At 60.1% G+C, this 24,734-nt stretch carries 20 protein-coding genes and 4 tRNA genes; 9 read left to right on the top strand and 15 right to left on the bottom strand.

The window, feature by feature from the left end:
- Positions 1 to 86 precede the first annotated feature (86 nt).
- Positions 87 to 1,019, bottom strand: a complete 933-nt coding sequence (locus tag BUB69_RS11070) for an ABC transporter substrate-binding protein (protein WP_073166158.1) — start codon at positions 1,017 to 1,019, stop codon at positions 87 to 89.
- 153 nt (positions 1,020 to 1,172) lie between these two features.
- Positions 1,173 to 2,081, bottom strand: coding sequence for a LysR family transcriptional regulator (locus BUB69_RS11065; RefSeq protein WP_073166155.1), 909 nt, complete (start codon positions 2,079 to 2,081; stop codon positions 1,173 to 1,175).
- Between the two features lie 117 nt (positions 2,082 to 2,198).
- On the opposite strand from BUB69_RS11065, the gene BUB69_RS11060 reads away from it, so the two are divergent.
- From BUB69_RS11060 to BUB69_RS11050, 3 genes are all read left to right on the top strand, one after another.
- The gene (locus BUB69_RS11060) at positions 2,199 to 3,626 is read left to right on the top strand and encodes a mechanosensitive ion channel family protein (protein ID WP_073166152.1); all 1,428 of its coding nucleotides are present in this window, start codon (positions 2,199 to 2,201) and stop codon (positions 3,624 to 3,626) included.
- Positions 3,627 to 3,786: 160 nt separating this feature from the next.
- The gene (locus BUB69_RS11055) at positions 3,787 to 4,224 is read left to right on the top strand and encodes a helix-turn-helix domain-containing protein (RefSeq protein WP_073166149.1); all 438 of its coding nucleotides are present in this window, start codon (positions 3,787 to 3,789) and stop codon (positions 4,222 to 4,224) included.
- 71 nt (positions 4,225 to 4,295) lie between these two features.
- Positions 4,296 to 7,058: an ATP-binding protein gene (locus BUB69_RS11050; protein WP_073166144.1), complete on the top strand. Its 2,763-nt coding sequence runs from the start codon at positions 4,296 to 4,298 to the stop codon at positions 7,056 to 7,058.
- On the opposite strand, the gene BUB69_RS11045 is transcribed toward BUB69_RS11050, so the two are convergent.
- Together BUB69_RS11045 and BUB69_RS11040 are read right to left on the bottom strand one after the other, a co-directional pair.
- The gene (locus BUB69_RS11045) at positions 7,038 to 8,522 is read right to left on the bottom strand and encodes an ATP-binding protein (protein WP_483878436.1); all 1,485 of its coding nucleotides are present in this window, start codon (positions 8,520 to 8,522) and stop codon (positions 7,038 to 7,040) included. The two genes, BUB69_RS11050 and BUB69_RS11045, sit on opposite strands and share 21 nt — an antisense overlap.
- A 163-nt stretch (positions 8,523 to 8,685) precedes the next feature.
- Positions 8,686 to 9,636, bottom strand: coding sequence for a GlxA family transcriptional regulator (locus BUB69_RS11040; RefSeq protein ID WP_073166137.1), 951 nt, complete (start codon positions 9,634 to 9,636; stop codon positions 8,686 to 8,688).
- A gap of 286 nt (positions 9,637 to 9,922) precedes the next feature.
- Between BUB69_RS11040 and BUB69_RS11035 the strand changes: the two genes are divergently transcribed.
- A complete protein-coding gene (locus BUB69_RS11035; RefSeq protein WP_073166133.1) occupies positions 9,923 to 10,645 on the top strand; it encodes a pirin family protein in 723 nt (240 codons plus the stop codon).
- A 142-nt stretch (positions 10,646 to 10,787) separates the two neighbouring features.
- On the opposite strand, the gene BUB69_RS11030 is transcribed toward BUB69_RS11035, so the two are convergent.
- The 4 genes from BUB69_RS11030 to BUB69_RS11015 all read right to left on the bottom strand — a co-directional run bounded on the left by BUB69_RS11030 (position 10,788) and on the right by BUB69_RS11015 (position 11,196).
- A tRNA-Gly gene (locus BUB69_RS11030) sits at positions 10,788 to 10,863 on the bottom strand.
- A gap of 3 nt (positions 10,864 to 10,866) precedes the next feature.
- Positions 10,867 to 10,942: transfer RNA gene (locus BUB69_RS11025), tRNA-Glu, on the bottom strand.
- Positions 10,943 to 11,042: 100 nt separating this feature from the next.
- Positions 11,043 to 11,118 (bottom strand) — tRNA-Gly (locus BUB69_RS11020).
- Between the two features lie 2 nt (positions 11,119 to 11,120).
- Positions 11,121 to 11,196: transfer RNA gene (locus tag BUB69_RS11015), tRNA-Glu, on the bottom strand.
- Between the two features lie 285 nt (positions 11,197 to 11,481).
- On the opposite strand from BUB69_RS11015, the gene BUB69_RS11010 reads away from it, so the two are divergent.
- Complete coding sequence (locus tag BUB69_RS11010; protein ID WP_073166130.1) at positions 11,482 to 12,240, top strand: hypothetical protein; 759 nt, start codon at positions 11,482 to 11,484, stop codon at positions 12,238 to 12,240.
- Between the two features lie 158 nt (positions 12,241 to 12,398).
- Here BUB69_RS11010 and BUB69_RS11005 read toward each other — a convergent pair whose 3' ends face one another.
- Positions 12,399 to 12,881 carry a GAF domain-containing protein gene (locus BUB69_RS11005; protein WP_073166127.1) on the bottom strand — a complete coding sequence of 161 codons (483 nt, stop codon included), beginning with the start codon at positions 12,879 to 12,881 and terminating at the stop codon, positions 12,399 to 12,401.
- Positions 12,878 to 13,768, bottom strand: a complete 891-nt coding sequence (locus tag BUB69_RS11000; protein WP_073166124.1) for an ATP-binding protein — start codon at positions 13,766 to 13,768, stop codon at positions 12,878 to 12,880. The genes BUB69_RS11005 and BUB69_RS11000 overlap by 4 nt, the downstream gene beginning before the upstream one ends.
- Positions 13,769 to 13,857: 89 nt before the next feature.
- Here BUB69_RS11000 and BUB69_RS10995 point away from each other — a divergent pair, with 89 nt between their 5' ends.
- Complete coding sequence (locus BUB69_RS10995) at positions 13,858 to 16,230, top strand: hybrid sensor histidine kinase/response regulator (protein WP_073166121.1); 2,373 nt, start codon at positions 13,858 to 13,860, stop codon at positions 16,228 to 16,230.
- Here the strand turns inward: BUB69_RS10995 and BUB69_RS10990 are convergent.
- Positions 16,227 to 16,712: a glutathione peroxidase gene (locus tag BUB69_RS10990; protein ID WP_073166117.1), complete on the bottom strand. Its 486-nt coding sequence runs from the start codon at positions 16,710 to 16,712 to the stop codon at positions 16,227 to 16,229. The genes BUB69_RS10995 and BUB69_RS10990 overlap by 4 nt on opposite strands.
- A gap of 132 nt (positions 16,713 to 16,844) precedes the next feature.
- A complete protein-coding gene (gene msrB, locus BUB69_RS10985; RefSeq protein WP_073166740.1) occupies positions 16,845 to 17,240 on the bottom strand; it encodes a peptide-methionine (R)-S-oxide reductase MsrB in 396 nt (131 codons plus the stop codon).
- A 191-nt stretch (positions 17,241 to 17,431) separates the two neighbouring features.
- Here msrB and BUB69_RS10980 point away from each other — a divergent pair, with 191 nt between their 5' ends.
- Together BUB69_RS10980 and htpX are read left to right on the top strand one after the other, a co-directional pair.
- A complete protein-coding gene (locus tag BUB69_RS10980) occupies positions 17,432 to 18,643 on the top strand; it encodes a pyridoxal phosphate-dependent aminotransferase (RefSeq protein ID WP_024689029.1) in 1,212 nt (403 codons plus the stop codon).
- 265 nt (positions 18,644 to 18,908) lie between these two features.
- Positions 18,909 to 19,796: a protease HtpX gene (gene htpX / locus BUB69_RS10975; RefSeq protein WP_073166113.1), complete on the top strand. Its 888-nt coding sequence runs from the start codon at positions 18,909 to 18,911 to the stop codon at positions 19,794 to 19,796.
- Positions 19,797 to 19,958: 162 nt separating this feature from the next.
- On the opposite strand, the gene BUB69_RS10970 is transcribed toward htpX, so the two are convergent.
- The gene (locus BUB69_RS10970; RefSeq protein WP_073166110.1) at positions 19,959 to 20,630 is read right to left on the bottom strand and encodes a thiopurine S-methyltransferase; all 672 of its coding nucleotides are present in this window, start codon (positions 20,628 to 20,630) and stop codon (positions 19,959 to 19,961) included.
- Between the two features lie 107 nt (positions 20,631 to 20,737).
- Between BUB69_RS10970 and BUB69_RS10965 the strand changes: the two genes are divergently transcribed.
- The gene (locus BUB69_RS10965; RefSeq protein ID WP_073166106.1) at positions 20,738 to 21,505 is read left to right on the top strand and encodes a DODA-type extradiol aromatic ring-opening family dioxygenase; all 768 of its coding nucleotides are present in this window, start codon (positions 20,738 to 20,740) and stop codon (positions 21,503 to 21,505) included.
- 76 nt (positions 21,506 to 21,581) lie between these two features.
- Here BUB69_RS10965 and BUB69_RS10960 read toward each other — a convergent pair whose 3' ends face one another.
- Together BUB69_RS10960 and BUB69_RS10955 are read right to left on the bottom strand one after the other, a co-directional pair.
- Positions 21,582 to 23,246: a DEAD/DEAH box helicase gene (locus BUB69_RS10960; RefSeq protein WP_073166101.1), complete on the bottom strand. Its 1,665-nt coding sequence runs from the start codon at positions 23,244 to 23,246 to the stop codon at positions 21,582 to 21,584.
- Between the two features lie 602 nt (positions 23,247 to 23,848).
- Positions 23,849 to 24,610 carry a spermidine synthase gene (locus BUB69_RS10955; protein ID WP_073166097.1) on the bottom strand — a complete coding sequence of 254 codons (762 nt, stop codon included), beginning with the start codon at positions 24,608 to 24,610 and terminating at the stop codon, positions 23,849 to 23,851.
- Positions 24,611 to 24,734 lie beyond the last annotated feature (124 nt).

Below are 24,734 nucleotides of genomic sequence, written 5' to 3'. Positions count from 1 at the left end.
CCGGCCACAATTTCTGCGTTTCAGCAGATTGCACGTTGCTGATCGTGCCCGGAACGTCCGGACGCGGAGCGTGAGGAACGCTCGATCTAGCGTGACACCTGGGTCTGACTCTGGAGCACTGCGTTGAATGACTCGTCGAACACGCTTGCTGCGGGATAGCTTTTGGTCAGTCCGGCGCCGTTGAAGAACTCGATGGTCTGTTGTGCGCCTGCAACGACGTCAGGGGTAATGGGCACGACGGTGACCTGGGCGCGGGAGAACCAGCGGCTGGCGACTTGCGCGTCGGCCTTGGTCAGTGCAGACCAGGCACTGGCGTAGATTTCGTTGTGCTGCGGGTCACTCACTGACCAGGCGCGGGCGGCTCGCAGGCGCTGGAGGAAATCGCTGATCTGCGACCGCTTGTCCTTGATCGCGCGATCGTTGGCGACAATGAAACTTTGTGCCGGTATCAGCCCTTTGGCCGTTGTGATGACGCGTGCGCCCTGGCGCTCCTGCTGGGTGACGTAGGGCTCCCAGGTGGCAATCGCGTCCACCGAGCCGCCTTCCAGCGCGTGGGAGGAATCCAGCGCGCTCAGGTAGCGATAATCCACGGCATCGCGAGCGATGCCGGCCTTGTCCAGCGCGGTCAGCATCAACTGCTGACTGAATGAGCCTTTCCAGATCGCGACCTTCCTGCCCGCCAGATCGGCAACGGTTCTGATGGACGAGTCTTTGCGCACCACAATCGCCACGCCGTCGAGGTTTTGCCGCGAGACGCCGATCACCTTGATCGGCGCGCCCAGCGCTCCCATGAACAACGCGGGCGAATCGCCCAGCAATCCCACATCCAGACTGCCGACGTTCAAGGCTTCCGCCACAGGCGAGCCTGCCGTGAACTGTTTCCACTCGATGTCGTAAGGCACGTCCTTGAGCACGCCCGCGGCCTCCATCACGGTGCGGGCGCTGTAGCTCTGGTCGCCGACAATGAGATTGGCGGCGTAGGCGCCGGTCGACACCATAAGCGCCAGGGCCAGGCCCATTGTCCAGCGGGTGATTGTTTTCGCCACAGGTGCTCTCCACAGATCATCAACAGGTGCGTTTTCACGCAGATGGCACGACCCTAACACCCGGCACAAAATTAGCTAAATTCATTTTTGTTCTAGACTAATATGCAAAACACTCAGCTAAAAACCTTACCCCTGACGATCGTCCAGGTCGATGCCCGAGTCCAGCCGCTCACGCAAAAACTCGATGAAGGCCTGCACCGGCCTGGATGCCTGGCGATGCTGTGGGTACACCGCCGACAAGGTCAACGGCTCCGGCCGGAGGTCGTCCAGCACCCGCACCAGGCTGCCGTCGCGCAAGGCCGCGCCGACAATGAACGTCGGCAGGTAAGTGATGCCCAGCCCCGACACGGCTGCATCCCGAAGCAGCTCGCCATTGTTGACCCGCATCCGCCCGCTGACGCTCAGGCTCAGCGGCTTGCCTGCGCCCTGGAAACGCCATTGCACCTGACGCACATGACCGTACGGCAGGCAGTCATGGGCGTGCAGGTCCTCGGGTTTTTCCGGGGTACCGCGCTCGGCCAGGTAGGCAGGACTGGCGCAGTAGACCCGGTCGATTGACGCGATACGCCGGGCGATCAGGCTGGAGTCTTCCAGCACGCCGATGCGCAGCACCAGGTCATAACCCTCGCTGAGCAAATCCACCGGGCGGTCACTCAGGTCCACTTCCACCGACACGTCGCGGTAGCGCTGCAGAAACAGCGGCAACAGGCAGCCCAGGTGCGCCACGGCAAACGACAGCGGCGCACTCAGGCGCAAAGTACCGCGTGGCTCGCTGTTCTGGCCGGTGATGCCCTGCTCCACCTGCTCGACTTCGGCCAGCAGGCGCAAGGCCGATTCGTAATAGCTCTGGCCCAGCGGCGTGACGTCCAGCCGCCGCGTCGAGCGGTTTAACAGACGTACACCCAGGCGCTCCTCGAGCTGCATCAAACGCCTGCTGACGAACTGTTTGGACAGCCCGAGCTTGTCGGACGCCGCGGTGAAGCTGCCCGACTCCATCACCTGGCAAAAGATACGCATGTCTTCAAAAGGGTTCATTGTCACGACCTGGTGGACAGTTAAACGCTTTATAGCCGCTTTTTCACTTTTCAGCACCCCATTAGTCTGTGTCGACAGGGCAGAAAGCCCATTCCCGACATTCTGTGGAGCCAGACCATGTATCAGTCACTGAGCCATCCCCTGCTCTGGAGCACCCTGCTGCTGTTGGCCGATGTGCTGATCTGGCACCTGGCGCCGGTGCAGCAGCGGGTGGCGCGGGTCAGCCTTCGGTTGGCACTGTTTCTGGTGTTCAGCACACTCATCATCAACGCGGGCATCAGCCCGTTGCAGGCACCGTCCTGGCCGGATGACACCGTGATTCAGTTGGGCGCAACGGCGCTGGCGATTCTCTGGTGGGTCTACGCCGCGCGGGTACTGACGGTATTGATCGGCCTTGCGCTGATGCACCGCATCGGGCACAGCGGACGATTGTTGCAGGACGTGATTGGCGCGCTGGTGTTTTTGATCGCCGTGGTGGCGGCCGCAGGCTATGTCCTGGAGCTGCCGGTCAAAGGTCTGCTGGCGACGTCAGGTGCGATGGCGATCATTGTCGGTCTGGCGTTGCAGAGCACACTGAGTGATGTGTTTTCCGGGATTGTGCTCAACACCACCAAGCCTTATCAGGTGGACGACTGGGTGTCGATCGATGGCGTCGAAGGCAAAGTGCTCGACATCGACTGGCGCGCCACGCACCTGCTGACCAACGCCGGCAGCACCGCCGTGGTGCCTAACTCGGTGGCGGCCAAGGCCAAAATCGTCAACCTCAGCCGCCCGACCCATATGCACGGCGTTTCGATCAGCATTCAGGTGCCGACACACATTCGCCCGCGCCGGGTGCTCGACGCTCTGGAGCGCACCCTGCAAGGCAGCAGCAGTCTGTTGCTGAACCCTGCGCCGAAGGCCGTGCTGCAAGCGTCCGGCGACAGCATGTCGGAATACGTGGCCAGCGGTTTCATCGCCGACCTCAGCAAAAAAGGCGAAGTGCGTAATCAACTGTTCGACCTCGCCCACCGACACCTTGAAGCCGCAGGCATCGTTCGCCAGCCCGACGCAGCCGTTGAACCGGCTTCCCGGGCCCGTGCATTGCTGGAGGAGGTGAAAGTGTTCCGCTCGCTCAGCGAAGCAGAGCGCGATCATCTGGCGCAGCACATGACCGCTCAGCAGTATTCGGCAGGCCAGGTGGTGCTGGACCTGAACGAGGTGCCTGACGGACTGTTCGTGATCGCCACCGGCGTCATCAGTGCCGCGGTGGTCAACGGCGAACAACGCGTCGAAGCCGGGCGCATGGGGCCGAGCGAAGTGCTGGGCGAACAGGGCCTGCTGGACGACACGCCTTCCGAAGCCTGCTTCACGGCCCTGACCTCAAGCATCGTTTATCGCATCGACAAGACCATTGCCCGCGCCTGCATGGCGCAGTCCAGCCAAGTCAATACGGCGCTGCACAAGCTGCAGGCCGTACGCCAGAAGAACAGCCATTCGATGCTGCTGGCGCGCCCGCCGCAGGTGAGGAAAGGCGGCTTTCTTGGCTGGCTGCAGAGCCGTTGAAACGGCCGACGCAGAGCTGTCAGGCAATCATTTAGCCATCATCCGCCCACCTCGAAATTAACAACGATTAACTCGTCAGTACGGCTAGCGAATTCAAGAATAGCGGCCTCTGCGCAAATCCTTGCCCATGGAAAGCTCCCAATCACCACGGACATTTGCCATGACTCACTTTTCACGTTACGCCTGCACACTTTGCCCTGAGGCACAGGGCACCAACACACCCGGCCGCCACAGCGGTGGGTTGTCACCGTGGCGCGAGCGACTGGCCAAGCAGTTGATCAGCGACAACCTGAGCGAAAACATCGAAGTGGCCGAACTGGCACGCGCCTGTGCCCTGTCGCGCAGCTATTTCTCTCGCGCCTTCAAGTGCAGCACCGGGTTATCACCTCAGGAATGGATCCGCGAACAGCGCCTGGCCCGAGCCAAATGTCTGATCCAGCACACCGCCATGAGCCTGACCCAGATCAGTCAGGAATGCGGATTCTGTGATCAATCACACTTTTCGCATATCTTCTCCCGCGCTGAAGGCGTCAATCCCTTCACCTGGCGCGGACATGTACGCACGAACGGCCAGCGCGCGGAGTTGGCCGCGTCGTGACACAGGCTCTGGGCTACTCTGTGCACTCGGGCGCGCCATCCAGTGCCAGACAACCTGACAGGAGCCCCCCGTTGACCGCTCTCGGCGAACAAGCCATTCGCTTCGGCCCTTATCGCATCTATCCACACCAGCGGCTGGTGCTTGAGGCCGACCAAACCCCGCTGCGGCTAGGGCGTCGCGCCGTGGACATTTTGCTGGTACTGCTCGAACACGCCGGTGATGTGGTCAGCAAGCAGCAGTTGATGGCCCGGGTCTGGCCCAGAAGCGTGGTTGAAGACGGCAACCTGCGTGTGCACATGGCCGCCTTGCGCAAAGCGCTCGGCGATGGTCAGGCGGGACAGCGCTACATCGTGACAGTGGCGCAACGCGGCTACAGCTTCGTCGCCCCGCTTCTTGTGGAACACAGCGAAGAAGCACCGGATGCCCGCATGAAGAACCCGACGCGCCATAACCTGCCAATGCGGCGTGCACGCCTGCTGGGCCGTGAAGCCTTGGTCGACCGCGTGGTCGGGCAGTTGCAGCAACACCGATTCATTTCCCTGGTCGGCCCCGGCGGGGTCGGCAAGACCACACTGGCGCTGCGCGTTGCCGAGCAGTTGATCGGCCGCTACCGCGACGGCATTCGCCTGCTGGACCTGACGCCGCTGACAGACCCGGCCCTGATCGTCCCGCACCTGGCGTCGCTACTGGAATTATCGCTGCACGACGATGCGCCCATGACCCATCTGGCCACGTTTCTACGCGAACGGCAGGTGTTGCTGGTGATTGATAACTGCGAGCACCTGATCGACGCCATTGCGCCGCTCAGCGAAAGCATTCTGCGCAATGCGCCACACGTACACATTTTGACCACCAGTCGCGAAAGCCTGAGGGCAGAGGGTGAGTACGTGCAGCGGGTGGAGGCGCTGGACTGTCCGCCTCGGAAAGACGTCGACCGTTCGTCCGCCATGGGCTACCCGGCTCTGCAACTGTTCGTCGAGCGCGCCATGGCCAGTCATGAGCCCTTTGAACTGACCGACGAAAACCTGCCACTGGCCATTGAGCTGTGTCAGCGGCTGGACGGCCTTCCACTGGCAATCGAACTGGCCGCCGCGCAGGTCGGCCATTTGCACCTGAGCGGAGTGCTTGAGCATCTCCAGCACGCTGAAGGTTCGTCCGGCGTAATGGCCCGCCATCAGACGCTGAACACACTGCTGGACTGGAGCTTCCAGATGCTGAGCGTCCGGGAGCAGGACTGTCTGCTGCGACTGGGTATCTTCAGCGCGCGCTTCACGCTGGAGTCCGCTGCGGCTGTGATTGCCGATCAGCCAGTCGTGACGCCTGACGTGTTTGCCGCCATCACGCAACTGGTGAGCAAATCCCTGCTGAACGTAGAGGTCGGTGATGACGAGGTGTTCTATCACCTGCTCGACACCACGCGCCGTTATGCCCTGGAAAAACTGCAGCAACACCCCGAGCTGCCAGCCATTCGGGATCGTCACGCCCGACGCTGCCTGACCATCATGGAGCAGGCACGACAGGACTGGGAATGCCTGCCGACCGGGCAGTGGATCGAGCGCTACAGCCGAAGCCTGGAGGACATCCGCTCGGTACTCGCCTGGGGCCTGAATGCCAAGCGGCCTCAGCCCATCGCCATTCGGCTCGTGGCTCAGTCGGCACCCTTGTGGCAGGAACTGTCGCTGCTCAAGGAGCATGGCGGCTACGTGCGCAGAGCCTTGGCGCTGCTGTACGCCAACCCCCTGCCCTGCCTGGACCTGAAAATGGTCTTGAAACTGGCTCAGGCCAACTTTTCGTACCACACCGTCGGTGGCACACCGGAAACCGTGGAAGCCTTTGCCACCGCGCACTTGCTGGCAGAACAGTCAGGAGACCTGAACGGTCGGCTGCAGGCCATCTCCGGACAGGTGGCGGTTAATCTGTGCAGCGGTCATTACCTGCCCACGCTCGAACAGAGCCACCAGTTCAATCGCCTGGGGCTCGACGTTAATGAAACCCTGCGCCTGAGCGCCCAGCGGCTACGCGCCCTGGCACTGCACTACAGCGGCGACCAACGCCAGGCCCGACGCGATGCCGAACAGGTCATTCAGCGCATGGCGCAAAGTGATCACTCCAACCGTTTCACTCAAGGTTTTGGAATCCAGTACGACCTCAGCGTGGCATCACTGACCTTGCTGGCGCGCATTCTCTGGATGCAGGGCTTGCCCGAACAGGCCTGGCGAACCGCCTCTCAAGCGCTGGACATCGCGCTGCAGATCAACCATGGCGCGTCCATCTGCTACAGCCTGGCCGTGGCGGGTTGCCCGCTTGCGCTTTACAACGGCGATACGCGGATCGCCAGCGACCGGGTGCAGTTGCTGCGCGAACAGTCCCAGAAACATTCGGTCCTGCTGTTCTACCGATGGGCGCAGTATTACCAACAGGTGTTGAGCGACACGGATGACCCGCAAGATCAGGCCCACTGCACGGGCCTGATCAAGGACATCATGGCCACGCTGTGCCCCGGCGCGGTGGACGACGTACAGCTTGCGCGAGCAAAAACCGGCGAGGCTGGCTGGTGCACTGCCGAACTGTTGCGCGCCAAGGCGCAGGGGTTGCAGGCGCACGATGAGCAGCAGAGCGAAACGCTGCTCCTTGAATCCCTGGAAATTGCACGAAACCAACATGCGCTGGCATGGGAACTGCGCAGCGCAACCTCACTGGCACGTCTGTGGCATCGCCGGGGTCTGGGGCAACAGGCCAGGGTCCTGCTGGCACCGGTTCATGCGCGTTTCAGCGAAGGGTTCGAAACACCCGACCTCAAGGCCGCACGCGCTTTACTCGACCAGTTGCACTGACTGGGCTTTCGCCGCCAGCCAGCGCTGAAGGCTGAGGTGGCGAGCGTGGCGGGTGGCGAATGTCTGCAACTCGCCACTGTGTTCGAGCTTTTCCAGCGCATACAGCCGTGTGGTATGCAAAAGGCGATAGCGCATACCCTCATCCCCCGCCCCCCGCATGCTCGACAACAACGAGTGGCGCTCCAGTTGCATGATTCCCTCGCGCACCGACTGCGCGCCAAGCCCGTCGCAACCGATGACATCAACGGCCGACTCACGCGTGAACGCGGCTTCGAAGACTGCCAGGCGGCGTAATACTCGTTGCGCCTGCTCGTCAAGGTTCAGACAACTCCAGTCCAGCGATGCCCTGAGAGACTGATGGCGCGCGACTGCACTGCGTCGACCCTGCGTCAGCCAGTGCACACAGTGGGCCAGTTGGGCCTGCAATCCCATCAGTGCAAACACTTCGATTTGTGCGGCCGCCAGCTCCATGGCCAATGGCAGACCGTCGAGTTTTCGACAGATATCGCCGATGACAGCCATATCTCGTTCGCGCACCACCCATCCTTGCTGACGCGCCTGGGCTCGATTGACGAACAATTGCACGGCCGAATAGGCAAGCCCCTGGCCCACACTGCACGGCGTACCGGCAGAAGGGAACGCCAGCGGTTCCAGGCGGTACACCGTTTCGCTAGGGATGCCCAAGGGACGACGGCTGGTGGCCAGAACCACCAGATCACCCCCCAAGGCAAGCAAGGCGCCTGCCCAACGAGCGCAGCGTTCGTGCAACGCCTCGCAATTGTCGAAAATCAGCAGACGCCGCCCCTTGGCGGTCTCGATGAACAGGTTGTGCAAGGAAGACGCTGCCTTGCTATCCAGCAAGCCAGACAGACAATCAGCCAACGATTGCTCATCGTTCACAACCGAGAAATCGATCAGCCATACGCCGTCGGCGTAACGCCCGGACAATGCGTCGGCCACACGACAGGCAACCGACGATTTGCCGACACCGCCCGCCCCCACCAGACTCATGAAGCGCTTGGCGGGTAGCTGGCGCATCAGTCTACCGATCACTTCATCGCGTCCGATCACCGGGTTCAAAGGTACCGGCAGGTTATGTGTCGCACGCGCCGGCGGAGCCGCAGGCCCCGCCTGGGTGCGATCGACCCTGGCGATGAAACGGTAACCGTGCTGCGGGATTGTCTCGATGTAGCGCTGTCCGTCGTTCAAGGCTCGTCGCAATGCGGCAACGTGTACGCGCAGATTGATTTCCTCAACGCATGAGCGGGGCCAGACCTGATCCAGCAATGCCTGCTTGCTGACGACTTCGCCGGCGCTTTCAATCAGTATCTGCAGAATGTCCAGCGCCCGACTGCCCAGACGCACTGCCGTACCGCCACGCGTGACCAGCCGCTGACGCACGTTAAACGTGTAGGCACCGAAAGACAGCACCGCCTCGCTGTGCGTGGTATCGAAGCGGTTCAACGGTGCAGGCTGGCCGAGGCACACTGTCTGGCAGTCCATTGCGTCACCCTGATGAATAATGCTTATTCATCTTGGCAGGCAACCGCTCTGGAACAAGTTGTTCAGGGGGCGTCATACGGTCAACGCGGTGCCGAATACGGACACCGGGGCTTTTCAGTCGAAACTAACTGAATTGTTCGCGGTATTGGGAGGGGGTCAGACCGAGTTTTTCACCAAACAGAAAACGCATGTGCCGCACGCTGCCAAAGCCACTTCGGTAAGCCACGGTCTTGAGCGGCAGATCGCTGATCTCCAGCAGGCTTCGGGCCCGGTCGATACGCGCATTCTGCAGAAACTCCATGGGCGTCATCTGCACTTCGCGCAAGAACAGCCGGGCAAAGTGCCGGGCGCTCATGTTGGCCATGCTGGCCATGCGTTCGACGCTGAACGATTCATCCAGGTGCTCCAGCACGTAGTTCTGCACTCGCGTGACAGGGGTTTGCTGAGTCGCCACAGCATTCATCAACGGACTGAACTGCGCCTGGCCACCCTGACGCTTCATCAGCACCAGCAGCACCTTGGCAACATCCTGTGCGACTTTCTTGCCGTGATCCTGCGCAACAATCGCCAGCGCCAGGTCGATACCTGCGGTCACACCGCCGGACGTCAGCAGATTGCGATCCTGAATGTAGATCTGGTCGGTTTCGACGATGGCTTTTGGAAAGCGTTTGATAAGCCGCTCGGTGTAGTGCCAGTGAGTCGTGACACGATAGCCGTCCAGCAGCCCCGCCTCGCCCAGTATGAAAGCGCCGGTACAGATCGACCCGATACAGCCCGCCTGTCCCTTCACCTCCAGCAACCAGCGCACCAGAGGTTGATGTTTTTCATCGTAGGCACCCGGTCCACCGGGCACCAGCAACAGGTCGGGGTTGCCAGCAGCCTGGCTCATGTGAACGTCGGCGGTAACGTGCACACCATTGGATGCCCGTATGGCGTCGCTCTGCGTACCGACCGTGCTTATCTGGTAATGCTCGTCAGGTGCCAGGTAACGATTGGCAATGGAGAAGACCTCCATGGGGCCCGCCATGTCGAGCAGAAGAAAATCGGGAAACAGGACCATTGCCACGGTTTTCATGAATGAGGCGTCACTTGAGAGGGAAAAGGTCGAGCGCGCATTATGGCGGAGATCGTGGGCGATGGGGACTTTGCGCTGGAATGAGCTTACTCACGGAAGGACCGATGCATTCAGGTACGTAGCCCTCTTAATGACTCTTTTTGTGCCGAGAGACAAAACTGTCAACCACAGCGAGACAGTCATTCATTTCTCATCTACTTATTGCGCCACTGGATAACCAGTAACCTTCATCTCACTCAGTCGATACCTGAATCTGCAGCGTCGACATCTGGATGGAGAAACTATCATGCTGACTCTTCGCAATGCTTCCGACCGCGGCGCAGCCGATCATGGCTGGCTCAAGTCCTTTCATACGTTCTCGTTCGCCAGTTATCGCAACCCGAAAGAACAGGGCTTCTCCGACCTGCTGGTGATCAACGACGACCGTGTGATTGCAGGCAAAGGCTTCGGGCAACACCCGCACCGCGACATGGAGATTTTCTCCTACGTGCTCGAAGGCGCACTGGAACACAAGGACACCCTGGGCACCGGCTCTGTGATTCGCCCCGGCGACGTGCAATTGATGAGCGCTGGCAGCGGCGTGGCGCACAGTGAGTTCAACCACTCGCAAACCGAAGGCGTGCATTTCCTGCAGATCTGGATCGTGCCGAATGTGAGCGGTGCGACCCCGAACTATCAGCAAGAGCACTTCAGCGCCGAGCAGAAACGTGGCCGTCTGCAATTGATCATTTCGCCCGAAGGCGAGAACGGCGCGCTCAAGGTTCGTCAGGACGCTCGCGTGTATGCCGGCCTGTTCGATGGCAGCGAAACCGCGACACTTGAACTGGACGCCGATCGCTACGCCTACGTACATGTTGCACGCGGCAGCGTAGTACTCAATGGCCAGGCGCTGGGTGAAGGGGACGGCGTACGCTTGCGCAATGAGCAACTGATTGCATTGAGCGAGGGTGTGGACGCCGAGGTACTGGTGTTCGACCTGCGCCCCAATGAGCTGCCACAAATGCCATGATGGGCAAGCACGATCAAGAACGCCGCCCGCTGGGCGGCGTTTTTGTTGGTCGCTCATTGGGCGCTCAAGCAATGCAGCTGGCCTGCCTGTAAAAAACGCGCATACAAAAACGCCGCTCTGTTGAGCGGCGTTTTTGTGAATTTGGAGCGGGAAACGAGACTCGAACTCGCGACCCCGACCTTGGCAAGGTCGTGCTCTACCAACTGAGCTATTCCCGCAAATGGCGTCCCCTAGGGGACTCGAACCCCTGTTACCGCCGTGAAAGGGCGGTGTCCTAGGCCACTAGACGAAGGGGACACAGCCTGAAACATCATGGTGTATGTTCCAGTTCCAGACCTCATCCGAAGATGGGTACTGGTTTCACTCAACCCTGCCGTGAAGCAAGGCTGCTTAAAAATGGAGCGGGAAACGAGACTCGAACTCGCGACCCCGACCTTGGCAAGGTCGTGCTCTACCAACTGAGCTATTCCCGCAATGGCGTCCCCTAGGGGACTCGAACCCCTGTTACCGCCGTGAAAGGGCGGTGTCCTAGGCCACTAGACGAAGGGGACACACGTACAACATTCACTACTTATTGCGCTTCGCTGTGTGCTTTACGCTGTAAGTGGCGCGCATTCTATGGATGGTTTGACAGGTCGTCAACCCCCATCTGAAAATTTATTTAAATCAACGACTTCGACCCCGTTCAAGGTGCCGACCGGCGGTTTGCGATTAGCTGCCTATAATAGAGGCAATGTTGCAAACTCCGACAGGCACATCTATGCGCAGTAGTGCTTAGCCACTACACTCGCAACAAAACTACTTGAACAAATGAGGTTTGCGCAGTGACTCCACTCATGATCACGTTGATGGTTGTAGCCGGCATTGCGCTGCTCATCGCGATCGGCTACCTGAACCATGTCGCTGAAAACAGCAAACTGGACAAGGCACGTACTAAAGTCGAACTCAGTGACCGCCTGCGTCGGTGCGGCGAGATCACCGAGGTGTTTCCCGGCCAGTTGATGTCGCCTGCGCTCAAGCTGCTGTTGACGCGCCTGGAGCTGAACGTCGTACAGCGCATGCTGAACCTGGAAAAAGGAAACGCCCAGCTCAAGAGCCGCTTGACCGAACTGGAAACGCAGGTCGCCAAAGGTGACCGTATCGAAGTGACCAACCCGGTCACGCCGATTCAGACCGAAGCCAAGGCCAAGGATGTGCGATTCCTGCTTGAAGCCCTGCATGGTCAGGTCACTCGCGCCGCACACGACGGTTTTCTGCAGACCAGCGAAGCCAAACACTGGATCCGTGAAATCCGCACCATCCTGGTCAACCTGCATATCGAGTTCTTCAACAACCTGGGGCAAATGGCGCTGTCCCAGGATCAGCCAGGTCAGGCGCGTCTGGCGTTCGAGCGTGGCGTTCAATACCTGCGCAACCAGCCGGATCCGGTGACCTACCAGCAGCAATTGCTGGCCATGGAGAAACAACTGGCCCGCGCCAACTCGATGGTGCTGACCAATACCGCCCCGAGCGCCGATGACGACAACGCACTGACCGAAGGCCTGAAGGCGGACGAAACCGAATCGGAATGGAAGAAGAAAGTCATCTACGATTGATGAATGTGTTCACTCATTGATAGGTCCACTGTGGGATTGACGCGTTCGCGGACAACTGCGCATCCCACAGTGAGACGATGCCCCTACCCTCTATACAGCGCTGCCCCGCAGCAAACACCGGACGGTGAAACCGCTTACGTCCGGCCATGGTGGGTCACTCAGCAGTCTGTCTCAGCCAGAAAGATAGCGGCAAGACGTTCGATACCCGCCTGATCCGCCTCGCTGAAACGCCCGACACTTGGGCTGTCCAGATCCAGCACGCCAATCAGTTTCCCGTCTTTTACCAACGGAACGACCAGTTCGCTGTTCGACGCACTGTCGCAAGCGATGTGCCCGGCAAAACTGTGTACGTCTTCGACGCGCTGGGTCTGCCGACTCTGCGCAGCCGCGCCGCACACGCCTCGCCCGAACGGAATTCGCACGCAGGCGACCTGCCCCTGAAACGGCCCCAGGACCAGCTCTTCGTTTCGATTGAGGTAAAAACCGGCCCAGTTCAGATCATCGATCTGGGTGTACAGAAACGCCGAAAACTGTGCAGCGTTGGCGATGAAGTCACGCTCATCGGCCAGCAGCGCTTGCAGTTGCACGGCCAGCAGGTTGTAACCGTCCAGGCCAGCGCCTGTGTCTTGCAGATTGATCATGTGTGTTGCTCCAGCAATTGAAGGCCTACCCAATAACGTGCGAACTGATAGGCACAACGACCATTTCGATTACCGCGTCCCGTCGCCCAGCGGATCGCGGCCTTGTCCAGTTGCTCATCGCGCTGCCAGCTCAGGCCGGATTTCAGCGCCAGTTGAGTGATCCAGTGCTCGACCACGTTCAGGTAATGGTCCTGCGTGAAGGGATAGAACGACAACCACAGGCCGAAACGGTCGGACAAGGCAATCTTGTCTTCCACCGCCTCGCTCGGGTGCAGCTCGCCGTCGACCTGCTGCCAGTTGGCATTGTCGCTCTCCTTTTCGGGCACCAGGTGGCGGCGATTGGACGTGGCATACAGCAATACGTTGTCCGGTGCCTGTTCAAGCGAGCCATCGAGCACGCTCTTGAGCACCCGGTAATCACCTTCGCCCGACTCGAACGACAGGTCATCGCAGAACAGCACGAAGCGCTGCGGCAATGTCTGTAACTGCTCCACAAGACGCGGCAGATCACCGAGGTGGTCACGTTCAATTTCAATCAGGCGCAGACCCGCCTGCGCGTATTCGGCCAGCAGCGCACGAATCAAAGAAGACTTGCCGGTGCCACGCGACCCCCAGAGCAAAGCGTGGTTGGCAGGCAGCCCATCAATAAACTGACGGGTATTGCGGCTTAGCTGTTCACGCTGCAGATCCACGCCAATCAGGTCGGACAGGCGCATGTCCAGGCTGACCTCCAGCGGCATGAGATAACCACTGCGTCCCTCGCGCACCCAGCGGGCGGCCAGCGCCTGCGTCCAGTCCACCGGCTCGCGAAGCGCAGGCAGCAGTGGCTCAAGCCGCGCCAGCACGGCGTCAGCACGCTCAAGAAAAGCATTCAACCGAGAATCCACGGTTTCTCCTCATATTTAACTGATTATCCAACAGGCCCGATCAGCTATGCTTGCCCGGCACCGGGCACCAGAAGTGGCAGTAAGTACTCATGGATATATCGCTCCCCAACAGGCTTTCATTCAAGCAGGCACGCCTGGCCGTATTGATCGGCTTTGCACTGGGAACCCTGCTCAGCCTGTTTCAGATCGCGATCGATTATGCCAGCGAAGACGCCTCTATCGATCGGGAAATCAATTCGCTGCTGGAAATCATCCAGAATCCCTCATCACGCATCGCCTATAACATCGATGCCGAGCTGGCTCAGGAGCTAACGCTAGGCCTGCTGCGCTCGCCTGCCGTGGTCAGCGCGCGGCTGACCGATAACAACAACATGGTGCTGTCCAGTGTCGAGCGACCGTTGACCCGCGGACGCTACCGGATGCTGAGTGACTGGCTGTTTGGAGAAAAGCGTCAGTTTCAGGAAGCCTTGCGCCTGGATCACCTGCCCAACGAGACCATCGGTACGCTGTATCTGACCGTCGACACCTTCGCCTTCGGCAGCCATTTTCTGCAACGCGCCGAGATCACCCTGCTCAACGGCTTTGTTCGCAGCCTGGCCCTGGCCGCCATTTTGACCATTCTGTTTTATGCAACGCTGACCAAACCCCTTGTGGGCGTGATCCGCAGCCTGAGCGTTCACGACCCGCGCAGCCCGGTGCGTTCGCGGATTGTTTGCCCGCCCGACCATGAAAACGATGAGATCGGGGTGCTGGTCGAGACATTCAACCGCCAGATCGAAACCACGAGCAACGAACTCGCCAGACGCCGCGAGGCAGAAAATCGCCTGACCGATCACCTCAACGAACTGGAAGATATCGTCGCGGCGCGCACCAACGAGCTGCGCACCAGCAATATCCGCCTGCGCCAGTCCAACGAGGAGCTACAGGTGGCGCGCAGCACGGCGCTTGAAATGGCCCACGCACGCTCGGCCTTTCTGGCCAACATGAGCCATGAAATACGCACCCCGCTAAACGGTCTGCTGGGCATGCTGGCGCTTTCCCTGGACAGTCCGCTGAACGCCGAGCAACGCCAGCAACTGATGATTGCGCACGACTCGGGCAAGGTGCTGGTCGAGCTGCTCAACGATATTCTCGACATGTCCAAATTCAACGCGGGGCACCTGGAGATCGAACTCATTCCGTTCGACCTCGGACTGCTGGTGGAAGACACGGCCAATCTGCTGTCACAGAACGCGGCCCCCAACGTTGAACTGACCTGCCTGATTGCGCAGGACTTTCCAGCAATGGTCATTGGCGATCCTACCCGCGTAAGGCAGATCGTCAGCAACCTGCTCTCCAATGCACTCAAGTTCACGCGAGTCGGACGTGTGGATGTGCGCCTGAACCACTGGCTGGACGCTGAGACGCAGCAAAGCCGGGTCAGCATTCAGGTGCGCGATACCGGCATCGGCATCGCCCAGGAAGCCCAGGCAAAAATCCTGCAACCGTTCGCTCAGGCAGAAGCAGCCATCACCCGGCAGTTCGGCGGCACAGGACTGGGGCTGGCACTGACCCACAGCCTGTGTGAAGCCATGAGCGGCACGCTGAGCATCGAATCGCAATCCGGCGTCGGCAGCCTGTTTTGTGCCGAGCTGCCGCTGCCGGTTCACCTGGATGCGATCACACCGGAGCCCATCGGAGGTCGGGTGACGGTTTTCAGTTCAGCAGGCAGCGGCCTGGTGGAGTTGCTTGAAAACCTGTTACCGGCCTGGGGTGTAGACCTTGAGCGCCGCAGCGTTGACGACCGCACACGCGAGCTCAAGCTCGATCCCCGCCCGGATCTGGTGATCACCGATTGCCCCGAATGCCTGTTTGCGATTCGCCCGGTTACCTCGGCGCCCATCCTGCTCGTCACTGCCTACGGAAACTTCATGCCAGGCGAGCAGGTCGGCGCCCTGGCCCCCTTGCAGCAACAGGCCAGGCCGCTGGCCCGCAACGCGCTTTATCACACACTCAGCCGGGTCATGAACCCGGAACAAACCAGCAACAGCGATGCGCCGACGCATGAGCAGACCACTCAACGCCCGGCCCGCATCCTGCTGGTGGAAGACAATCCGGTCAACCAACTGGTCGCCAAGGGTATTCTTGCCAGAATGGGCTGCGACGTGGTGGTCAGCAGCCATGGCGCAGAGGCACTCGAGCAATTGGAGCACAGCAACTTCGATCTGGTGCTGATGGATTGCAACATGCCCGTCATGAATGGCTACGAGGCCAGCCGACAAATTCGCAGCAGCGGTCGCTGGCCCAACCTGCCCATCGTGGCCCTGACCGCCAACGCCATGCCGGACGAGCGCGAGCGTTGCAAGGCAGCAGGCATGAGCGATTATCTGGCCAAGCCCTTCAGACGCGCCGAGCTGATCAGCATTCTGGACCAGTGGATTCCGATCGCCGAACAGGCCGAACAGGCCGACCAGGACGTCTAGCGCAGCAGTGCTTCGATCTCGCCGGTCAGTTCCTCAGGCTTGGTGAGCGGCGCGAAGCGCTTGACCAGCTTGCCGTCCTTGCCGATCAGGAATTTGGTGAAATTCCATTTGATCCGCTCCGACCCCAACAACCCCGGCGCCTGCTTCTTGAGTTGCACGAACAATGGGTGAGCCTGATCGCCGTTGACATCGACTTTCTTGAACAGCGGAAAACTGACGCCGTAGTTGAGTTCGCAGAACCCGGAAATCGCACCTTCATCCCCAGGCTCTTGCTTGCCGAACTGGTTGCAGGGAAAACCGAGCACCACCAGCCCCCGGTCCTTGTAGTCCTGCCAGAGTTTTTCCAGCCCTTTGTACTGCGGTGTAAAACCGCATTTGCTGGCGGTATTGACCACCAGAACAGCCTTGCCAGCGTAGTCAGCGAGGGTTTTCTGCTCACCTTTGAGGGTGGTGCACGGGATGCTCAGCAGGTTTTCGCTCATGACAGTCAGTGCCTCAGGCTAATAGGGGTCGCGCAATGACCCGTGACGTTAGCGCGCAATCGAGCGGCATGCACTTCAATTACCCGCGCTGATAAAGCGTGATAAGCGCAGTGGCCGCTCAGCAAACGGTCGCTATTGGCGCGGCACCAGGTCCAGACACACCGAGTTGATGCAATAACGCAGACCGGTCGGCGGTGGACCGTCCGGGAATACATGCCCCAGGTGCGCATCACACTTGGCGCAGACCACTTCGGTGCGGATCATGCCATGGCTGACATCGCGCACTTCCACCACCGCGCTACCTTCGAGGGGTGCGTAGAAGCTGGGCCAGCCGCAGCCGGAGTCGAATTTGGTCTCGGAATCAAACAGTGCTTCGCCACAGCACACGCAATGATAGACGCCAGCGGTCTTGGTATCGTTGTACTTGCCGCTGAAAGGACGCTCGGTGGCTTTCAGGCGACAGACGTTGTACTGCTCAGGGTCAAGCATCTCGCGCCACTCTTCGAGCGTTTTCTCCAACTTGTCCACAGGTACACCTCCCATTCGGAAAAAGCCTGATCTGTGTCTTTTCCGCAGATCAGGTGGCACGTATGATTGCGCCAGGTCAGACGTCAGTCTGGCACCCGCGTTTGTCGCGCACAAATTCATTTCATTGTGCCAGGTGCAGCGACCTTCAATTGCAAGTCAGCAACAGCTCGTCCATTTTCAGGATCATCACCATGCAGTTCAGCAAATCGAACAAGCTCGCTAACGTCTGCTATGACATTCGCGGGCCAGTGCTCAAGCACGCCAAACGCCTGGAAGAGGAAGGTCATCGCATCCTCAAGCTGAACATCGGCAACCCGGCACCGTTTGGTTTCGAGGCGCCTGATGAAATCCTGCAGGACGTCATCCGTAACCTGCCGACCGCTCAGGGCTACAGCGACTCCAAAGGCCTGTTCAGCGCTCGCAAGGCCGTGATGCAGTACTACCAGCAGAAGCAGGTCGAAGGTGTCGGCATTGAAGACATCTACCTGGGCAACGGCGTGTCCGAACTGATCGTGATGTCGATGCAGGCGCTGCTCAACAATGGCGACGAAGTGCTGGTGCCTGCGCCGGACTACCCCCTCTGGACCGCTGCGGTGGCGTTGTCCGGTGGCAATCCGGTGCATTACCTGTGCGACGAACAGGCCAACTGGTGGCCGGACCTGGCCGACATCAAGGCCAAGATCACCCCCAACACCAAGGCCATGGTGATCATCAATCCGAATAACCCGACGGGCGCGGTGTACTCGAAGGAAGTGCTGCTGGGCATGCTGGAACTCGCTCGCCAGCACAATCTGGTGGTGTTCTCCGACGAGATCTACGACAAGATCCTCTACGACGATGCCGTGCACATCTGTACCGCCTCACTGGCGCCGGACCTGTTGTGCCTGACCTTCAACGGCCTGTCCAAGTCGTACCGTGTCGCAGGCTTCCGCTCCGGCTGGATCGCCATCTCGGGTCCGAAACACAATGCGCAGAGCTATATCGAAGGCATCGACATTCTGGCCAACATGCGTCTGTGCGCCAACGTACCGAGCCAGCACGCCATCCAGACCGCACTGGGCGGCTACCAGAGCATCAATGACCTGATCCTGCCGCCAGGCCGCCTGCTGGAGCAACGCAACCGCACCTGGGAGCTGCTCAACGACATTCCGGGCGTGAGCTGCGTCAAACCCATGGGCGCGCTGTACGCCTTCCCGCGTATCGATCCGAAAATCTGCCCGATCCACAACGACGAAAAATTCGTGCTGGACCTGCTGCTGTCGGAAAAACTGCTGGTGGTACAAGGCACGGCGTTCAACTGGCCGTGGCCTGACCACTTCCGCGTGGTCACCCTGCCGCGTGTCGATGAACTGGAGCAGGCCATTGGCCGCATCGGCAACTTCATGAAGAGTTATCGCCAATGAGCCATCAGTCAATGTGATGCGCTGCACCCTGCCCCGACCCGTTCGGGGCATTTTATTTCTGCCCTTCACTCAATGGCGTTCAATCCAGGCATTGCGGCGCATGAGGTCCAGCGCCATGGCTCAGGCGCCGTTCAGGTTCTCGGGATTACCATCAAATCTGACCAGAGGACACAGTTTGAAATAGTCCCTCGGTTGAATAGAGACGGGCATCACCTTATATACCCGGCATCCAGTTACATTTTGTCCTGAGGAGAACGTTTCGACCATGATGCGCATTTTGCTGTTTTTGGCCACTAACCTTGCGGTCGTGCTGATTGCCAGCATCACCCTGAGCCTTTTTGGCTTCAATGGGTTCATGGCGGCCAACGGGGTTGATCTCAACCTCAATCAGCTGCTGGTCTTCTGCGCTGTGTTCGGGTTCGCAGGTTCGCTGTTCTCGCTGTTCATCTCCAAATGGATGGCGAAAATGAGCACCGGCACTCAGATCATCACCCAGCCGCGCACTCGCCATGAGCAATGGCTGCTGCAGACCGTGGAACAACTGTCCCGCGACGCAGGCATCAAGATGCCGGAAGTCGGTATCTTCCCGGCCTATGAAGCCAACGCGTTCGCCACGGGCTGGAACAAGAACGACGCGCTCGTTGCCGTCAGCCAGGGCTTGCTGGAGCGTTTTTCGCCCGATGAGGTCAAGGCGGTCCTGGCCCACGAGATCGGCCACGTGTCCAACGGCGACATGGTGACGCTGGCGCTGGTACAGGGTGTGGTAAACACCTTCGTGATGTTCTTCGCCCGTATCATCGGCAACTTCGTCGACAAGGTGATTTTCAAGACCGAAAACGGTCAGGGTATCGCCTACTACATCACGACGATCTTCGCCGAGCTGGTGCTGGGTTTCCTGGCCAGCGCCATCGTGATGTGGTTCTCGCGCAAACGCGAGTTCCGCGCCGACGATGCCGGTGCTCGTCTGGCGGGCACCCAGGCCATGATCAGTGCCTTGCAGCGCTTGCGCTCCGAGCAGGGCGTACCGGTGAACATGCCCGACAGCCTGACGGCGTTCGGCATCAATGCCAGCCTCAAGCACGGCATCGCCGGCCTGTTCATGAGCCACCCGCCGCTGGAAACCCGCATCGAGGCACTGCGCCGCCGTGGTTGATTGATCGGGCAGCGACAAAAAAGGGCGACGTGAGTCGCCCTTTTTCTATTCCGGAAACCGACACAACGCTGCTCACAGAAAGCCGCCTCCCGCAGCCAGGTATCTGCGGCGAGATTGTGTCGTATCGGAAACACAGGTAGGTTCAGGCAACTACTCGCATGATCATGTGCCAGCCAAAACTTTTCGCTCAAACCAGTAAGCACACTCCTCCATACGCCTCACCCCGGCCTTGAGCGCCTTGGGGCTGCTGTGCAGCGCATCGCGCCCTGCAACCTTCATCACCTTCCATCCAGCAGACACTGTCGCTTGCAGCCACGTGTCAGGGACGGAGAATGGCGGCCCGTCGAGTTCTGACTGATCGTAGTCCAGCGTGATCAGCAATCCGCGGCAAACGGAAGGCATCAGTCGCTCAAGCTGTCGGACATAACGCTCACGCATGTCAGACGGCAACGCAATCATCGCGGCCCGGTCATAAAAAGCCGAGCACGTGCCTATCTCTTGCGACGTCAGGGCAAAGAAATCACCACACCATATCTCGATCCCAGGGGCAGAGTAGACGCTGAAACCACCGCACTGCCTCACCTGAGGCTGCAACGTGTGACCGGCGAAATAGCCTTCGACCGCCGTCTGCGACAGCTCGACGCCGACCACGTACCAGCCCTGCTCGATCAGCCAGCTCATGTCCCGGCTCTTGCCGCAGAGCGGCACCAGCACGCGCGCTCCCTGCTCCAGCGCCAGCCCGGGCCAGAATGCACGCAGGTCCTCATTCACCTCAGCCTGATGAAACCCGATCTGCCCCGTCGACCAGCGCTGCTGCCAAAACTCCGCGTCCATGAACCCTCCTGAAAAATCGATCAAACCGCATCAAAACTTATATTAGATTTAGATCATTGCAATGACTGAAGATGAGTCCATCATTGTTCTTTGCACATGGAGCTCAAATGTTCCCCAGCCTGTTTATTTCCCACGGCTCACCGATGCTGGCACTGGAGCCTGGCGAAAGCGGCCCTGCGCTGGCACGTCTCGCCGCCACAATGCCCAGACCGCGCGCTATCGTGATGGTGTCGGCTCATTGGGAAAGCCACGAACTGTTGGTCAACGGCAATCCGCAACCGGAGACCTGGCATGACTTCGGGGGCTTTCCCGCAGCGTTGTTCGCCGTACAGTATCCCGCACCCGGCCTGCCTGAACTGACACGGGAAGTGGTCGATCTGCTGGCCACCCACGACCTGCCCGCACGCATCGACAGCAGGCGCCCGTTCGACCATGGCGTCTGGGTGCCGCTGTCGTTGATGTACCCACAGGCCGATATTCCCGTGGTACAGGTTTCCCTGCCCAGCAGACAGGGCCCCGAGCTGCAGACGCGCATCGGCAAGGCGCTCGCCAGCCTGCGCGATCAGGGCGTGCTGATCATCGGTTCCGGCAGCATCACGCACAACCTCGGTGAGCTGAACTGGCACGCAGGCCCAGAGAGCATCGAACCCTGGGCCAAGGCCTTTCGCGACTGGATGATCGAGAAGCTCGCCAGCGACGACGAAGAAGCGCTGCACCACTATCGCAGCCTCGCGCCTCATGCGGTGCGCGCTCATCCGAGCGACGAGCATCTGTTGCCGCTGTACTTCGCCAGAGGCGCAGGCGGTGAGTTCAGCATTGCGCACCAGGGCTTCACCCTGGGCGCGCTGGGCATGGACATCTACCGATTCGGCTGACGCTTGAGAAATCCGAAGCAAAAAAATCCCCGAACCAGTCGGGGATTTTTTATTGGACGATCAGCTCAGGCGCGGATCAATCCTCGCGATAGCGACGCAGCTTCAACTGCTTGCCGGCAACGCGGGTGTCCTTGAGCTTGGTCAGCAGACGCTCAAGACCATCTTCCGGCAGTTCGACCAGGCTGAAGCTGTCACGGACCTGAATACGGCCGATGGCTTCGCGGGCCAGGCCGCCTTCGTTGAGGATGGCACCCAGCAGGTTCTTGGCAGCGATACCATCACGCGCACCCAGCGCGGTACGGCAACGAGCACGGCCTTCAGCCAATGGAACCGGCGCACGACGCTCACGCTCTGGACGGTCACCGCTGCGCTCCGGACGATCGCCACGCGGGGCGTTGTTCGGAACCAGTGGGCGCTCACGCTCGATGGCAGCCAGTGTCAGAGCCTGACCATTGGTCGCTTTGCGCAGCAGAGCGGCAGCCAGTGCACGCGGGGTGCAACCGATGTCCGCAGTCAGACGATCCAGCAGATCACCATGGGTCGACTCAGCGTCGGCAACCAGTGGCGACAGGCTGTTGGTCAGCTTCTTGATACGGGCATCCAGCACAGCCTGGGCATCCGGCAGGCGGACTTCCGCAACCTTCTGACCGGTCACACGCTCGATAACCTGCAGCATGCGGCGCTCACGCGGCGTAACCAGCAGCAGCGCACGACCTTCGCGACCTGCACGGCCGGTACGGCCGATACGGTGAACGTAGGACTCCGGGTCGTAAGGCATGTCCACGTTGAACACGTGAGTGATACGCGGAACGTCGAGACCACGAGCAGCAACGTCGGTCGCTACAACGATGTCCAGACGGCCATCCTTGAGCGAGTCAATGACGCGCTCGCGCTGGTTCTGGGCGATGTCGCCGTTCAGCGCAGCAGCCTTGTAGCCTTTGGCTTCCAGCGCGCTTGCCAGGTCCAGGGTCGCCTGCTTGGTGCGGACGAACATGATCAGGGCGTCGAAGTCTTCGACTTCCAGCAGGCTCAGGACAGCCGAGGTCTTCTGGTCAGCGTGAACCAGCAGGTGAGCCTGCTCGATCGCGGTAACGGTCTGGGTCTTGGTCTGGATCTTGACGTGCTTCGGATCGCGCAGGTGGCGTTCGGCGATGGCACGGATCGACTGCGGCAGTGTGGCCGAGAACAGAACGGTCTGGCGAGTCTCAGGCATGGCCTTGAAGATCACTTCCAGGTCGTCCATGAAGCCCAGCTTCAGCATTTCGTCCGCTTCGTCGAGAACCAGGTGGTTCACGGTCGCCAGAACTTTTTCGTCACGGCGAAGGTGATCGCACAGACGGCCCGGGGTAGCGACGACGATTTGTGCGCCGTTGCGGATGGCCTTGAGCTGAGGGCCCATAGGCGCGCCGCCGTAGACCGCTACAACGGTCACGCCCGGCATTTGTTTTGCGTAGGTCTCGAACGCGGTGGCAACTTGAAGTGCCAGCTCGCGGGTCGGGGCCAGGATCAGTGCTTGCGGCTCGCGCTTGCTCGGGTCGATGCGATGCAGGATAGGCAGTGCGAACGCGGCGGTTTTACCCGTACCGGTCTGTGCCTGACCAATCATGTCGTGACCGGCGAGAATGATCGGGATCGATTGCTGCTGAATGGCCGAAGGCTCTTCGTAGCCAGTGGCGACGACAGCTGCAACGATATTGGGATGAAGTTCGAGAGCGGCGAAGCCGCCGATTTCCTGGGTCATGGGTCTGCCTCTAGTGCATCCGCAAAGACCCATGCTTCAAAGCTGCGCGTGCCGTGTACGACCTTGAGGTCACCCTGGCTGCTTTGTCGGCGGGGATTTGCGAAAACGTTTGATGAATGGATCGTCAATGATAGTTCGCAGTGCGAACGCGCGACCGAAGCGGGCTTCGGAGAACTGCTATATCACGACGAGGGCCTCGTTAAGGCCGGCGCGCACTATACCGGAATTGCGCATCAAAGTGAGTCTTTTTTTTGCGAAACATTGCCGGCAGAGCGAGAAAAAACAGGCACTGTGGGTCATTGACCTTTTGCCGTGCGCGGCATGAGCCCGCGTTTGCGGGCACGCCGGCTTAAACGTTTCACCGGATCGTACAGATGATCAGGACCAAGACTTTCGACGTGCGGCGAATTGTCCCACGCAAGTTTAGGCTTTGTACGAAAAGTCGGCGAGCCAAGTCAGACGAGGCAAAACAGGCAAGGAGCGGCCGGGATCGCGTTTGAGTCTGCGGATTGCAAATGAGCATTCCGATCGGACTCGCGAACGAGCCCGTTTTTAACGCGCCATCACCGATGATTCGTAAAGAGCCTGGAGAACAGTCCTGCTCAGGTTGCCGGTCTGACCGCCTTGATCAATGACGCCAGTGAGTAACCCAGGCGAGCGGCCAGTGCTTCGGCCCGCACGTTGAGGGCGTCGATGTCCAGCACCTGGTCCAGGTCCGACGGCACGATAAGAATGACATTGCCCTCTTTGACCGGCAGCTCCCAGTAATGGCGATGATAAAGACCGCGCAACAGCGCGGCACCCAACGGCTTGCCGTCGTCGGTGGCCCACTGATTGATGATCAGCCAGCCGCCGGGGTTCAGGCGTTGCTGACAACCGTGCAGGAAATTCCAGGCCAGATGCCCGACCCCGGGGCCGACATCCGTATAGAGGTCGACGAAAATCAGGTCCGCAGGCTCCGTGGTATCGAGCAGATCGAGCGCGTCGCCGATACGTATATATAGACGCGGGTCGTCGTCCAGCCCCATGTACTCCATCGCCAGGCGCGGGACATCCGGGCGCAGCTCGATCACCTCGACGTCTTCAAGCGGCAGAAACTTCATGCACGCCTGGGTCAGCGTGCCGGCACCCAGCCCCAGAAACAGCGCGCTCTCGGGCGCCTCATGGCACAGCGCACCGATCAACATGGCGCGGGTGTAGTCGTACTCCAGCCAGCTGGGATCAGCCGTGAAGGTGCAACTCTGTTCGATGGCATCGCCAAATTCGAGGAAGCGATAGTCGTCGACTTCCAGCACGCGGATCATGCCGAAATCATCGTGGACTTCCGCCAGAATCCGTTCTACGCGCTCACGCTCTTCCGTCATTACCGTTCCCGATTGGCCCGCAAAACGCGGATTGTCGGCCAAGCCACGTGCTTTGTCACATTTTCCCGGACCACAACCTGCCCCGGTTATCTGCGCCACGCTGGCAGCAGCCCGATGAGCTGCT

The organism is Pseudomonas asturiensis, from assembly GCF_900143095.1.
GTDB lineage: Bacteria > Pseudomonadota > Gammaproteobacteria > Pseudomonadales > Pseudomonadaceae > Aquipseudomonas > Aquipseudomonas asturiensis.
The sequence above is the reverse complement of the archived record's forward strand: the minus strand, read 5'-3'. Positions and strand labels throughout refer to the sequence as shown.